Here is a 12,968-nt window from a genome sequence, read left to right as displayed (position 1 = left end):
TGGAAACACTCACCTCGGGGATGAGGGATGACACCGGATCGGGCGGACCGGGCGTGGCGAGACGATGACGGCAAAGTGAACGGAACTCGGTCCGAGAAATTTCCGATCCACAGCTGTGCACCTGCGTTACTGCAGGTCACAGCCACTTTCAGAGCGTCCTTCGCCGCGAGTTCCACAGCTTCCTCCCCAGCCGGTGCACATCGTTGCCGCGTGTCGTCCACGTCTTCGCCCTGCTTATCCCCACGCCCTGTGGATAACCCGTCGGCGACGGCTTTCCAGTGACCCGTTCCCGCCCCTAGGTTGCACGACGGGGATTGGGTCGGACCCGTCGACAAGATGGTCACCGTACGACGATCCCACGGCGCCCGTGGCGGCGCCCCGTCCGTGACCGAGTCAGGAGATGTCAGGCCCGTGAGCCTCACCGACGACCAGCCGTCCTGGTCCTCCGAGCCGCCGTCCGAGTGGGGCGACGGGCCGGCGGCCCACGCGCCGGGCGAGGCTCCCACCGGCGGCCGGACCCCTCCTCAGGACATGGCGGCCGAGCAGTCCGTGCTCGGCGCGATGCTGATCTCCAAGGACGCCATCGCCGACGTCGTCGAGTCGGTCCGCGGCGTCGACTACTACCGCCCTGCCCACGAGGCGATCCACGACGCGATCCTCGACCTCTACGGTCGCGGCGAGCCGGCCGACATGGTGACCGTGGCCGACGAGCTCGGCCGGCGCGGCGAGCTGCAGCGGATCGGCGGCGCGTCGTACCTCCACACCCTGGCCGCCAACGTGCCCATCGCCGCCAACGCCGGCTTCTACGCCGAGATCGTCCGGGAGAAGGCGATCCTGCGCCGCCTGGTCGAGGCCGGCACCAAGATCGTGCAGATCAGCTACGCCGGCGAGGGCGAGGTCGAGGGCATCGTCAACGAGGCCCAGGCGGAGATCTACAAGGTCACCGACGGCAAGAAGTCCGAGGACTACGCGCCGCTGAGCGACATCATGGACGCGGTCCTCGACGAGATCGAGGCGATCGAGAACCGTGAGGCCGGGATCTACGGCGTCCCGACCGGCTTCGCCGACTTCGACGAGCTGACCAACGGCTTCCACAAGGGCCAGATGATCGTCGTCGCGGCCCGTCCCGCCATGGGCAAGGCGCTGGCCCTCGACACCCCGCTGCCCACGCCGTCGGGTTGGACCACGATGGGCGACGTCGCGGTCGGCGACCTGCTGTATGACGCCGAGGGCCGCCCCACCCGAGTGGTCGCTGCGACCGAGGTCCTGGTCGACCGACCCTGCTTCGAGGTCGAGTTCTCCGACGGCTCCACGATCGTCGCGGACGCCCAGCACCAGTGGTTGACCGAGACCAGGGCCGCGCGCAAGTCGAAGTGGGCCGCGGATCGTCAGTACAACCGGTCGCGCACACAGCGCATCCACGCAGCCGTCGTGACGACGGAGGAGATGGCGCGGTCCGTGCGGATCGGCGCCGACCAGCGCGCCAATCACGCGGTCCTGAACGCCGGCGCCCTGGACGGGCTGAGCGGTGATCTGCCGATCCCGGCCTACGTGCTCGGCGCCTGGCTGGGCGACGGTCACAGCGACGGGGCGCGACTCACCTCGGAGACCGATGAGATTCCCATGCGCATCGAGGGCCTCGGCATCCGCTGCTCCTCGCGCGGGGGGATGCTGTATTCCCTGCAGCTGCCGCCGCGCGAGCCGTTGCTGCGCGAGTGCGACGTGTGTGGCTCGATCTTCGAGGCTCGTCACCCCAATGTGTACACCTGCGGTCGGATGTGTGGTGTCCGCAACAAGGGAGCCCACCCCGATCGAATGAACTGCCCGGACTGCGGTCGCCCCGCTTCTGGTGAGTCGTGGCAGTGTCGTGAGTGCTATCTCGACCACGGCTCCTTCACAGCGTTGCTCCGTACCACCGGCGTGCTCGGAGACAAGCACATCCCGACCCCGTACCTGCGTGCGAGTGAGGAGGACCGGCGCGCGCTGCTCGCCGGCCTGCTGGACACCGATGGCACGGTGTCCCGTCAGACCGGTGCCGTCCAGTTCACGACCACCAGCGCTCAGTTGGCTCGCGACGTCCACGAGCTCGTCGTGAGTCTTGGGTATCGCTGTGGAGTGGCCCGCAAGCCGGTCAAGGGGCGCTCGGAGGCGTCCTCGATGGCCTACAACCTGAACTTCTCCACGGTCGACGACGTGTTCTTGCTGGATCGCAAGGCCATGCTCCACAAGGAGCACCGCCCGAAGAGCACCTCCCGGGTCGGTCGCCGCTACGTCGTCGCTGTCCGCCCCGTGGCGTCGGTCCCCGTGCGGTGCGTCCAGGTCGACAACGACGACCACCTCTACCTCGCCGGTCGGTCGATGATCCCGACCCACAACTCGACGCTGGCACTCGACTTCTGCCGCGCGGCCGCGATCCACAACAACCTCACCGCCGCCTTCTTCAGCCTCGAGATGACGCGCGCCGAGATCGTCATGCGTCTGCTGTCGGCCGAGGCGCGGATCCCGCTCAACCACATCCGCAACGGCAAGATGGGCACTGAGGAGTGGGACCGGCTGGCCCGCCACGTCGCGAAGGTGTCGGCGGCGCCGATGTTCATCGACGACTCGCCCAACATGACGATGACCGAGATCCGCGCCAAGGCGCGGCGGCTCAAGCAGAAGCACGACCTCAAGCTGATGGTGATCGACTACCTCCAGCTGATGAGCTCGGGCAAGAAGGTCGAGTCCCGCCAGCTCGAGGTCTCGGAGTTCTCCCGTCAGATCAAGCTGCTGGCGAAGGAGCTCGAGATCCCGGTCATCGCGCTCTCGCAGCTCAACCGTGGTCCCGAGCAGCGCTCCGACAAGCGGCCTGCGGTCAGCGACCTTCGCGAGTCGGGCTGTGTGACCGCTGAGACCCGGCTCCTTCGCGCGGACACCAACGCCGAGATCACGATCGGTGAGCTGATGGAGACCGGTGCCACCGACGTCCCCGTCTGGGCCCTCGACGACCGGCTCAAGCTGGTCCCGCGGACCCTCACCCACGCGTTCCCGAGCGGCACCAAGGCGGTCTACGAGGTCACGCTGGCGTCGGGCCGACGGGTGCAGGCGACGGGCAACCACCCGTTCCTCACCTACGACGGCTGGATGCCGCTGGCCGAGCTCGAGGTCGGCAGCCGGGTGGGAGCGATCCGCCATGTCCCGCCGCCGTTGGAGATCATGCCGCGGGATCCCAACGAGATCGTGTTGTTGGGACACCTGATCGGTGACGGATCGTTCGTGAAGCGTCAGCCCATCCGCTACGCGTCGATTGACGAGCACAACCTCGAGACCGTGGCGTGGGCCGCGCGTCAGCTGTTCGGAATTACTGCGGTGCGGGACGAGTACCCCGCTGCCCGGGTGACGACGCTTCGGCTCCCTGCGCCGTACCGCCTGACCCATGGCAAGCGGAATCCGATCGCGAAGTGGCTTGATGGGATGGGCCTGTTCGGCCTGCGGTCCCACGAGAAGTTCGTGCCCGACTGGGTCTTCTCACTGCCCAAGGATCAGCTGGCGCTGTTCCTGCGCAGCTTGTGGGCGACCGACGGCTGCGTGCACCTGGGGTCGAAGAGGGACAGGGGAACGGTGTTCTACGCCACCACCAGTCGCCGCCTTGCCGACGACGTCGCCCGCTTGCTCCTTCGGTTCAATGTCTTCACGCGGGTGACAACCAATCAGAAGCAGGGATACCGGAAGGGCTTCCAGGTCCACGTCAGCGGGGCAGAGAACCAACTGAGGTTCCTCGCGGACGTCGGAGTCTCCGGCGGCCGTGAAGACGCGGCCCTCGAGCTGACTGAGTTCCTGCAAGGAGTCACGCCACGCCCGGGAGCCGACACGGTGCCCGTTGAGGTCTGGGACGACGTGCGGACCGCCATGGTGAAACTCCCCCACGCAGACGTCGAGCTGGCGTCCATTGGAGCTGAGCGAGGTGCCGTCATGACTCGTCCACCCGGCCGTCAGCGATTGTTCAATGTTGCCGCGATCCTTGGTGACAACGATCTGGCGCTGATGGCAACCAACGACGTCTATTGGGACAGCATCAAGTCGATCGAGCCGATCGGCGAGCAGCCCGTCTACGACGCAACGGTCCTCGGTGTCCACAACTTCGTCGCTGAGGGCATCGCCCTCCACAACTCCATAGAACAGGACGCCGACATGGTCGTCCTGCTCCACCGTGACGACGTCTACGAGAAGGAGTCCCAGCGCCCCGGCGAGGCCGACCTCATCGTGGCCAAGCACCGCAACGGCGCCACCCGCGACATCGTCGTGGCCTTCCAGGGCCACTACTCGCGCTTCGTGGACATGGCGCACTGACTCGCCCCCGTTTGGCGAGATGCAGTGAATCTTGACCCCTCGGTGCGCCAGGCCCGGATGAGGTGCGGCTGGCGCTCGACATGGCGGGCCGTTCCCAGACGTCAGTTCCGGGCGGACCAGAACCGCGCGGCGATGACCGCGGTCGCTGTCGCACCGCCGGCGAGGCCCCAGGCGAGCCACTCCTCGCCGAAGGCGACCTCGCCATCCCCGAGGTACCTCCAGACGTAGAACGAGTCCGGGAGCTTCCTGTGCGGCGCTGAAGAACACACGGCCGAAGCCTGACAACGTTGATCGTCCCAGGCCATGAACAGCAGCATCAGTCCCCCGCAGACGCCGACGGCGATCCCTGAGACGACATGGAAGACCGACACGATCCAGTGCTCGACGAGGCGAGCCAGCCCGCCCAGGACCAGGGCTGCAACCCCCACGACCGTCAGGGTCGGCGCCAGGTTGACGGCGGCCCACTCGTCGACGGCGCAGTCGGACCGCCCCCGGACGCAGGTCACCATGTCCAGACCGTCACCGTGATTCGCCTCCCGCGCCATCAGCAACGTGCCCAGTGCGAGGAACACCCACCAACACCGCCACGCAACTCGCCCGACCGACTCTGCGGCGGAAGCCAGGTCCGCCGGGTGGAACCGCGGCGTGGACGGCGTCACGCCTGCCTCGCGCCGCCTTGCGGACCACACGCACCCATGGCGTCAGGTTAGCGAGCCAGGCGCACGCGCATCGCCGTCGCAGCCTGGTCACCACGAAGGTGATCAGGGCAGCGGGGCCGCGAACGGACCACAGCGGCGGCCGGTCTGCAACCCCGGCAGAACGAGTGACCGGCGTAGGGATGCTCAGGCCAGCTGCTGGTGGAGCTGGTCGATGAACTCGTCGGCCATTGCCAGCTGACGCTCGAGGGTCGAGCGACGCTCGACCGCATCGCCCACGAGCGCCTCGAGGCGGGAGCGCGCGGCGCTGGCGCGGTCGTCGTGGCCGTCGAGGTCGCCGTCGAGGTCGCGAAGGACCTCGATGTCGCGCATCGCGGCGCTCATCTGCTCGAGGGTGAAGCCGAGCGGCTTCATCCGGCGGATCACGAGGATCCTCTCGACGTCGGCCTCGGTGTAGAGGCGGAAGCCGCCCTCCGTCCGACCGGAGGGTCGCAGCAGCCCGACCTCCTCCCAGTGCCGCAGGCTGCGCAACGACAGCTCCGTGCGGGCCGCCACCTCCCCGATCTGCATGACCGTGGAGTGGTCGGCGTCGGAGGGGATCGCGGGTTCACGGGTCACGGGGAGGGCCCTCTCACGTCGCTCGGATTGCAACCCTCACGTTACGTGAGGTTAGGGTGACAGACAGACTTCCACCGGCGATGGCGCCGGCACGCGCTACCCATGGTCGCGCATCCGTCCCACCCACGTCGTTCGCGCCGAGTGCGCACAACGGAGCCACCGTGAGCACAGCCGTGTCGTCTGCCCCCGAACCCACCGTCCGCGCCGCGCTGCGGTCGCCGCGGCTGCTGCGCACCGAGGTGCTCGCCGGACTCGTCGTCGCGCTGGCGCTGATCCCGGAGGCGATCTCGTTCTCCATCATCGCGGGCGTCGACCCGCGCGTGGGACTGTTTGCCTCCTTCACCATGGCGGTCGCGATCTCGTTCCTGGGCGGACGCCCGGCGATGATCTCGGCAGCGACGGGCGCGGTCGCCCTGGTCATCGCGCCCGTCATGCGCGACCACGGCTACGACTACCTGATCGCCACCGTGCTGCTCGGCGGGTTGATCCAGATCGCCTTGGCGCTCGCGGGGGTGGCACGGCTGATGCGGTTCATCCCGCGCTCGGTGATGGTCGGGTTCGTCAACGCCCTCGCGATCCTGATCTTCGGCGCCCAGGTCGACCACATGGTCGACGTGCCCTGGGCGGTCTATCCGTTGATCGCCGTCGGCATCGCGGTCATCGTGGCCTTCCCGACGGTCAACGACATCGTGCCGGCGCCCCTGGTCGCCATCGTCGCGCTGACCGCCTTCGTCCTCATCGCCGCCGTCGACGTACCGGACGTCGGAGACCAGGGCGAGCTGCCCGACAGCCTCCCGGCCTGGTTCGTGCCCGACGTACCGCTCGAACTGCACACCCTGGAGATCATCGCGCCCTACGCGCTGGCGATGGCCGTGGTCGGCATCCTGGAGTCGCTGCTCACCGCCAAGCTGGTCGACGACATCACGGACACCCATTCCGACAAGACCCGCGAGGCCCTCGGTCAGGGCGCGGCCAACGTGATCACCGGCTTCTTCGGCGGCATGGGCGGCTGCGCGATGATCGGCCAGACGATGATCAACGTGAAGGTCTCGCGTGCCCGCACCCGGATCTCCACGTTCCTCGCCGGCACGCTGCTGCTCGTCCTGGTCGTCGGGCTCGGCGACGTCGTCGCCCTCATCCCGATGGCAGCCCTGGTGGCGGTGATGATCATGGTCTCCGTCGGCACCTTCGACTGGCATTCGGTCCGCCCGTCGACGCTGCGCCGGATGCCGAAGTCGGAGACCACGGTGATGGTCGCGACGGTGCTGGTCACGGTGTCCACCCACAACCTGGCGATCGGTGTCGTCGTCGGGGTCCTGGTGGCCATGACCCTGTTTGCGCGGCGAGTCGCCCACCTGACCGAGACCGACCGCGAGCTGGTCGAGGACGGGGACGGTGCGAAGGCGGTCTACCAGGTCACCGGCGAGCTCTTCTTCGCCTCCAGCAACGACCTCTACACCCAGTTCGACTACGGCGGCGACCCCAGCCGCATCGTCATCGACCTGTCCGCCTCACACATCTGGGACGCCTCCACCGTGGCGGCGCTCGACGCCATCACCACCAAGTACGAGAGCAGGGGCAAGGCCGTCGAGATCGTCGGTCTCAACGAGGCCAGCGCCGAGCGCCACGGACGCCTCACCGGAGAGCTTCCGTCCCACTGAGACCGGCCCCTCGCGTTCTCCAGCCGCCGGCAGCCGCGGTGGTTACGATCTCCGTGGCCCTCTGTCATGCGAGGGTCCGTCGAAAGCAGGAGTGGCAAGTGAGCGTCGAGCGTCCACCGGTTCCGGGCTGGTACCCCGACCCCGCGAAGAGCGGCACTCGCTACTGGGACGGGCACTACTGGGTCGCGTCGCGACCCGAGCGCCAGCCGTATGCGGCCAGGGCCCACCACAGGGGCTGGGGCCTCACGCTGCTGATCTTCGGAGTCTTCAGTGTGCTGACCAGCCCCACCCACCCGTTCAACCCCGAGTCCGGTGAAACGTTCGTCGAACGTCTCGGCATCGCCTTCCTCTCCCTCGTGCTCGGACTCGTCTCCGCTGCGGCGGGCCTGTACCTGCTGCGCGGTCGCGGACCGACCGAGAAGGCCGTGCAGGAGCTCTCGGCCCAGGCGGCGTACCGACGAGCCGTCGCGGCGCCTCGACAGGACGCCAACCCTGCCGCGCCGCCCACGCCCGTCGAACCGGTGCGTCCACCGATGAGCGACGCTGCCCGCGTGGCACAGATCAACGCGCTCGCCAACCCCGACACCGCCCAAGCGCTCCAGAACCTCAACCATCTGCGATACACGCGCGTCATCACGGAGGACGAGTTCCGAGCCGCGAAGGCTCGCCTGCTCGGCGACTAGCGGGCCCGGCTCCGTGCCGTGGTGCGGCCGTGGTGCACGGGTCGCATGTGGCACGCGATGAACGAGTGGCGTGCCTGCTGGCCAGAAGGCGGGCTGGACCGTCTGGCCCCAGCGAGCGGGGGTACGGCGGAGGGGACCGAATCGGCGAAACCGTCCCCCATCGGAAGGCCATCCCGTGTGTCTCGGAGCACGCGGTCCGCAGCCCATCGCGCGTCACCGCTCACTCGTCCTCATGCTCGCCCTGCTCCTGCTCGCGGCACTCGTGCCGGGCCACCACGGCGCGGCGGCCGCGCAGGCGGCCACCGTCGACACCCGACCAGCGCGGACCGTGCCGTTGCCGGACCGCTTCGAATCCGCCATCCACGACCGGATCAACATCGCCCGCGCCAAGCGCGACCTGCCGCGGCTGGCGCACGCCGACGGCGGCTGCCTGAACCGCTACGCCGAGTCGTACGCACGGCGCATGGCGGCCAACAACAGGCTGGCGCACCACCTGTCACCCTCGACGGTCTTCGCCGACTGCGGCGGAGGCCGGGTCGGTGAGGTCGTCGCGGGTGGCTTCGACAGCGCGGCGACCGCGGTGCGGGTGTGGATGCGCTCGGACTCGCACCGCGCGGTGCTGACCAGGCGGGCCTACCGGATCGCCGCGGTCGGCGCGGCCCGCAGCCCCGAGGGCAACGCCTTCGTCTCGGTGCTGGTCTGGCACCGCTGACCGGTGTCAGTCCCCGAGCCTCCGGTAGGCGCGGGCCGCGAGGGGCACGAACACCGCCAGCAGCACCGCCGGCCAGACGACCGCGGCGAGCAGCGCGTGGTCAGCGAGCAGGCCGTCGGCCCCGCTGATGCCGGTCGGGTTGCCGAACAGCTCCCGACAGGCGGCCGCGGTCGCCGAGACCGGGTTGAGGTCGGCGAGCGCGCCCAGCCACGCCGGCATCGTCGCCGACGGGACGATCACCCCGGACAGGAAGGCGATCGGCCATACCAGCACCTGCACCGCCATCGTCGCGCCCTCGCCGCGCAGGGTCAGGCCGAGGAAGATCCCGAGCCACAGCACCGCCAGTCGCAGCCACAGCAGCAGGCCCACGGCGAGCAGGGTCTCGCCGATGGTGCCGCCGGCCCGCCAGCCGATGAGCAGGCCGCCGACCATCAGCACGGCCAGCTCCAGCGCGGAGTTCGCCAGGTCGGCGCCAGCCCGGCCCAGCGGCACGGCGACCCCGCTGATCGGCAGTGACCGGAACCGGTCGGTGATGCCCTTGCGGGAGTCGTTGGTCATCGCCGACATCGTCGCCTCGACGCCGAACATCATCGTCATGGCGAGCATCCCCGGCATCAGGTAGGCGAGGTAGTCGCCGCCGCCCGGCAGCGCCACCGCGCCGCCGAAGAGATAGCCGAAGACCAGCATCAGCATGATCGAGAACAGGACACCGAAGACCGGCGTCCACGGCTCGCGGCGCCAGTGCCGCAGGTCGCGCTCGGTGACCAGCCAGCTGGCGCGGACGGCTGAGAGGGCGTTCATCGGGAGGCTCCTTCGTTGCCCAGCGCGGATGGCTGGTGCGGGTCGGTGAGGTGGAGGAAGACGTCGTCCAGGCTCGGCTGTCGTACGTCGACCGACACGTCGCCGATCCCGGCATCGGTCAGGGCGCGCCGGGCCGCCGCGATGTCGCTGCCGGGCGGCAGCGTGAGGACCGGCTGGTCGCCGCCGAGGCGGCTCTTGAGCTCGGTGGCGGTGCCCTCGGCGATCACCCGGCCGGCGCCGATGACGGTGATCCGGTCGGCGAGCCGGTCCGCCTCGTCGAGGTACTGCGTCGTCAACAGCACCGTGGTCCCGGCGTCCACGACCTCCCGCACCATCGTCCACACCTCGGCCCGTGCCCGCGGGTCGAGGCCGGTGGTCGGCTCGTCGAGGAACAGCAGCTGGGGCCGCAGGATGAGGCCGGCGGCGATGTCGAGGCGTCGCCGCATCCCGCCGGAGTAGGTGCTCACCGCCCGGTGAGCGGCGTCGGTGAGGCCGAAGCGCTCCAGCAGCTCGTCGGCCCGGGCCAGTGCCGGACCCCGGTGGAGCCCGTGCAGCCGGCCGAGCAGGACGAGGTTCTCGTGGCCGTGGAGCTTCTCGTCGAGCGCCGGGTGCTGGCCCACGAGGCCGATCACCCGCCGTACGTCACGAGGCGCGCGCCGCAGGTCGTGACCGGCGACCGTGACCTCGGCCTCGACGACATCGCGATGGACCAGGCCGTCGCCCTGCTCGACGGCATCGGCGCGACCGCGGCCCGCTCACGCCATGCCGTCGTCGCCGCCGAGCGCCAGTCGGGTCAGAGCGAGCTCGAGTGGTGGGAGGCCAACGCCGAGGCGCTGGGTGAGGCGATGGGCGGGCGCGAGTTCCCGCTGGCCTCCCGCGTCGGGCAGGCCGCCGGCGAGCTCTATCAGGCGGCCAGCGACCCCGACCGGCAGTTCCGCTTCGCCCTCGACACCGTCATCGCCGGCCTCACCGTCCGGTTGGCGGGGGACCAGGCGACCTAGACCTCCTGGGCGCGCGGCTGCGGGCGGGGGCGCGGGTTGCGACCCCCTCGTGCCGCCACCTGCTCCCAGAAGAAGTCGGCGATGCTGGCCGAGACCACCTCGTCCTCTGCGCCGGCCCGCCGGATCGCCAGCTCACCGGTGATCGTGACGATGAGGTAGCCACCGGCGTCGTCGGTCATCAGCTGCTGGTAGTAGCTGTCGAGCGAGTCCTCCGCCCACTGCGGGTACGACGCCGGGTCGGCCTCGACCGCGGCATCCATCGCCCGGATCTCGGCCGCGCTCATCAGCCGGAAGTCGCCCGGCAGCCTCCACGCGTCGCCGGCGCCGGGGTCCTGGCCGTCGTGCCAGGACACCAGCTCCTCGCACGCTCCCGTGTCGTCACCGTCCTCGGGGATGGGCGGATGCAGGGTGGCGAGGACGGCCGGCGGGAGGAGCGGCTCGAGGGCCGTGAGGGCCGACACCACGTCGACACCGAGCAGGCGGTCGCGCTGGTCGGTCCACATGCGCTCGAGGATGCCGTGGCGGTGCAGCTCCGCCATGTCCATGCCCTCGCGCTCCATGATCCCCCGCACCGTGCGGAGCATCCGGACCGGGATCGCCGGGCCCTCGTCGGTCGGGTCCTCCCGCAGCATCCGCAGCGCGAGCTCCTCGGCGTCGTCGAAGCGCCCCTGGTGGATGTAGGCCCAGACGAGGCACAGCGCGACGTAGCCGTTGGCAGGATCGGCCCGGACCGCCTCCTCGGCCGCGGCGATGAAGCGCTCCGACGGGGCGAAGGTCGCGATGAGTCCGGTGGCCCGGAAGGCGAGGGCGTCGGTCAGCTCGTCCGGCGCCGTGGTGGCGCACCTCTCCACCGCCTCGTCGAGGATCTGCCAGGTCAGCGTCGGTTCGCCGAGCTGACCCTTGATGGCGCCGAACATCCCCCAGTCCGACCAGCCCTCACTGTCCTCGCCGAGCACGGTCTCGGCCCACCGCAGGGCCTCCTCGTAGCGCCCGACACGATGCTCGAGGTCGCGCAGGTCGCGGGCGGCGTCGACGAACGCGTGGTCGCGCTGACCGACGACCGCCAGCAGGATCTCCCGCGACTCGTCGAGCTCGCCCAACGCCTCCAGGTGGTTGGCGAGCAGGACGCGCAGGCCACTGCGCCACGGCTCCGCCGCGAGCGCACGGCGCGCGAGATGCCCGATCTCGGGGTGCTCCGGGCGGACGTCATAGAGCTCGTAGGCCAGGTCGCTGTCGCGCTGGACCGGGTCGAAGCCGTCGTCGCTCACCGCAGGCCCCGCTTCACCCGGTAGGCACGCAGCTGCTCGAACGTGCCGTCGTCGACGCCGTAGTCGAGCACCGGCACGACCTGGTCGAACCAGGCCGCCGTCGACGGGGTCACGCTTGCGGCAGCAGCGAGCAGCGACTCCGTCGTCACCGGTACGACGGCCCCGGCGGCCATCGACGCGGTCATCGCCTGCTGCAGGCCCGTCGCGGCGACGTGGCTGATGTCCGCACCGGAGAAGCCGTCGGTCGCGGCGGCCACCGCGTCGACGTCGACGCCCTCGGTCGGCTTGCCGTCCAGCAGTCCGGCGAGGATCGCGGCCCGGGCGACCTGGTCCGGCGGCAGCACGAGCACGGTCTTGTCGATGCGGCCCGGGCGGCGGAGCGCGGGGTCGACGTCCCAGGGACGGTTGGTCGCGGCGAGGAAGTAGACGCCCTCGTTGGCGCTGGAGACCCCGTCGAGCTCCTCGAGCAGCTGGCTGACGACCATCCGCATCGACTGGGTGCCGCCGCCTCCGGACGAGCGACGCCCGCCCAGCGCGTCGAACTCGTCGAAGAAGATCACGCACGGCGACGAGGCACGCGCGTCGCGGAAGATGCTCTGGATGGCCTTCTCGGTCTCGCCGAACCACTTGCCCATCAGGTCCGCCAGCGTCACGTGGAGGAAGGACGCACCCAGGTCGCCGGCGATGGCGCGAGCGATGAAGGTCTTGCCGCAACCGGGCGGGCCGTACATCAGCAGCGATCCGCCGGGCGTCTGCCCGAACGCCGCCGCCAGCTCGGGATTGCGCAGCGGGGCGAGGAAGGTCGCCTCCAGGTGCTGCTTGACCTCGGCCAGGCCCGCGACGTCGTCGAGGGTGACCGCCGGTCGCTCCGGCTCCCAGGTGGTGGGCGCCGGCCCGGCCTCCGGGTCGCCGACGGGACGTGGCACGAGGGCGTCGGGCTCGGCGGGGGCTGCGGGCGTCGTACCGCCCCGGAGGCGGGCGGCCATCAGCCGCGCCCGGAGCAGCCGCACCCGAGCCGGATCGCCGCCGGCCTGCTCGAAGGCGGTCACCTCCTCGGCAGCGCGATCGGGATCGCCCTGCAGGAGCAGGGCGATGTAGTCCTCCCGCAACGCGAGGTTGTGCGGGTCGTTCGCCACCTCTGCCGCGATCACGTCGAGGAAGTCGTCGTCAGCCACCGGTCGTGTCCCTCCATCAAGTAGTCCCGCGTGAGTCTGGCACCCGGTGTCGAGGCCGAAACCC

Annotated in this window: 11 protein-coding genes; 5 read left to right on the top strand and 6 right to left on the bottom strand. The window is 70.1% G+C overall.

Annotated elements, in window-relative coordinates:
• The first annotated feature begins 336 nt into the window (after window positions 1-336).
• On the top strand, window positions 337-4,329 hold the full coding sequence (locus E9934_RS14850; protein WP_136563682.1) for a replicative DNA helicase: 3,993 nt from the start codon (window positions 337-339) through the stop codon (window positions 4,327-4,329).
• A 101-nt stretch (window positions 4,330-4,430) separates the two neighbouring features.
• On the opposite strand, the gene E9934_RS14845 is transcribed toward E9934_RS14850, so the two are convergent.
• Both E9934_RS14845 and E9934_RS14840 read right to left on the bottom strand, forming a co-directional pair.
• On the bottom strand, window positions 4,431-4,901 hold the full coding sequence (locus E9934_RS14845; RefSeq protein WP_136563681.1) for a hypothetical protein: 471 nt from the start codon (window positions 4,899-4,901) through the stop codon (window positions 4,431-4,433).
• 270 nt (window positions 4,902-5,171) lie between these two features.
• A complete protein-coding gene (locus tag E9934_RS14840) occupies window positions 5,172-5,603 on the bottom strand; it encodes a MerR family transcriptional regulator (protein ID WP_202977327.1) in 432 nt (143 codons plus the stop codon).
• Between the two features lie 161 nt (window positions 5,604-5,764).
• Between E9934_RS14840 and E9934_RS14835 the strand changes: the two genes are divergently transcribed.
• The 3 genes from E9934_RS14835 to E9934_RS14825 all read left to right on the top strand — a co-directional run bounded on the left by E9934_RS14835 (window position 5,765) and on the right by E9934_RS14825 (window position 8,659).
• The gene (locus tag E9934_RS14835) at window positions 5,765-7,264 is read left to right on the top strand and encodes a SulP family inorganic anion transporter (RefSeq protein WP_238694978.1); all 1,500 of its coding nucleotides are present in this window, start codon (window positions 5,765-5,767) and stop codon (window positions 7,262-7,264) included.
• Window positions 7,265-7,362: 98 nt separating this feature from the next.
• Window positions 7,363-7,947, top strand: coding sequence for a DUF2510 domain-containing protein (locus tag E9934_RS14830; protein WP_158295016.1), 585 nt, complete (start codon window positions 7,363-7,365; stop codon window positions 7,945-7,947).
• Between the two features lie 232 nt (window positions 7,948-8,179).
• Complete coding sequence (locus tag E9934_RS14825; protein WP_136563678.1) at window positions 8,180-8,659, top strand: CAP domain-containing protein; 480 nt, start codon at window positions 8,180-8,182, stop codon at window positions 8,657-8,659.
• A gap of 6 nt (window positions 8,660-8,665) precedes the next feature.
• Here E9934_RS14825 and E9934_RS14820 read toward each other — a convergent pair whose 3' ends face one another.
• Both E9934_RS14820 and E9934_RS14815 read right to left on the bottom strand, forming a co-directional pair.
• Window positions 8,666-9,460, bottom strand: a complete 795-nt coding sequence (locus E9934_RS14820; RefSeq protein ID WP_136563677.1) for an ABC transporter permease — start codon at window positions 9,458-9,460, stop codon at window positions 8,666-8,668.
• Window positions 9,457-10,092 (bottom strand): ATP-binding cassette domain-containing protein, encoded by a 636-nt coding sequence (locus tag E9934_RS14815; protein WP_238694977.1) that lies wholly within the window; start codon window positions 10,090-10,092, stop codon window positions 9,457-9,459. The genes E9934_RS14820 and E9934_RS14815 overlap by 4 nt, the downstream gene beginning before the upstream one ends.
• Here E9934_RS14815 and E9934_RS20315 point away from each other — a divergent pair.
• Complete coding sequence (locus E9934_RS20315) at window positions 10,045-10,461, top strand: TetR/AcrR family transcriptional regulator C-terminal domain-containing protein (RefSeq protein WP_136563675.1); 417 nt, start codon at window positions 10,045-10,047, stop codon at window positions 10,459-10,461. The two genes, E9934_RS14815 and E9934_RS20315, sit on opposite strands and share 48 nt — an antisense overlap.
• Here the strand turns inward: E9934_RS20315 and E9934_RS14805 are convergent.
• Together E9934_RS14805 and E9934_RS14800 are read right to left on the bottom strand one after the other, a co-directional pair.
• Window positions 10,458-11,729, bottom strand: coding sequence for a tetratricopeptide repeat protein (locus E9934_RS14805; protein ID WP_136563674.1), 1,272 nt, complete (start codon window positions 11,727-11,729; stop codon window positions 10,458-10,460). The two genes, E9934_RS20315 and E9934_RS14805, sit on opposite strands and share 4 nt — an antisense overlap.
• The gene (locus tag E9934_RS14800; protein WP_136563673.1) at window positions 11,726-12,904 is read right to left on the bottom strand and encodes an ATP-binding protein; all 1,179 of its coding nucleotides are present in this window, start codon (window positions 12,902-12,904) and stop codon (window positions 11,726-11,728) included. The genes E9934_RS14805 and E9934_RS14800 overlap by 4 nt, the downstream gene beginning before the upstream one ends.
• Window positions 12,905-12,968: the final 64 nt, after the last annotated feature.

Source organism: Nocardioides caeni, assembly GCF_004912195.1.
GTDB lineage: Bacteria > Actinomycetota > Actinomycetes > Propionibacteriales > Nocardioidaceae > Nocardioides > Nocardioides caeni.
The sequence above is the reverse complement of the archived record's forward strand: the minus strand, read 5'-3'. Positions and strand labels throughout refer to the sequence as shown.

What these genes read in the sequence shown, in the direction of transcription:
- E9934_RS14850 (WP_136563682.1), top strand. Translation starts at nt 337, where the DNA reads ATGGTCACCGTACGACGATCCCACGGCGCCCGTGGCGGCGCCCCGTCC.
- E9934_RS14825 (WP_136563678.1), top strand. Translation starts at nt 8,180, where the DNA reads ATGCTCGCCCTGCTCCTGCTCGCGGCACTCGTGCCGGGCCACCACGGC.
- E9934_RS14820 (WP_136563677.1), bottom strand. Translation starts at nt 9,460, where the DNA reads ATGAACGCCCTCTCAGCCGTCCGCGCCAGCTGGCTGGTCACCGAGCGC.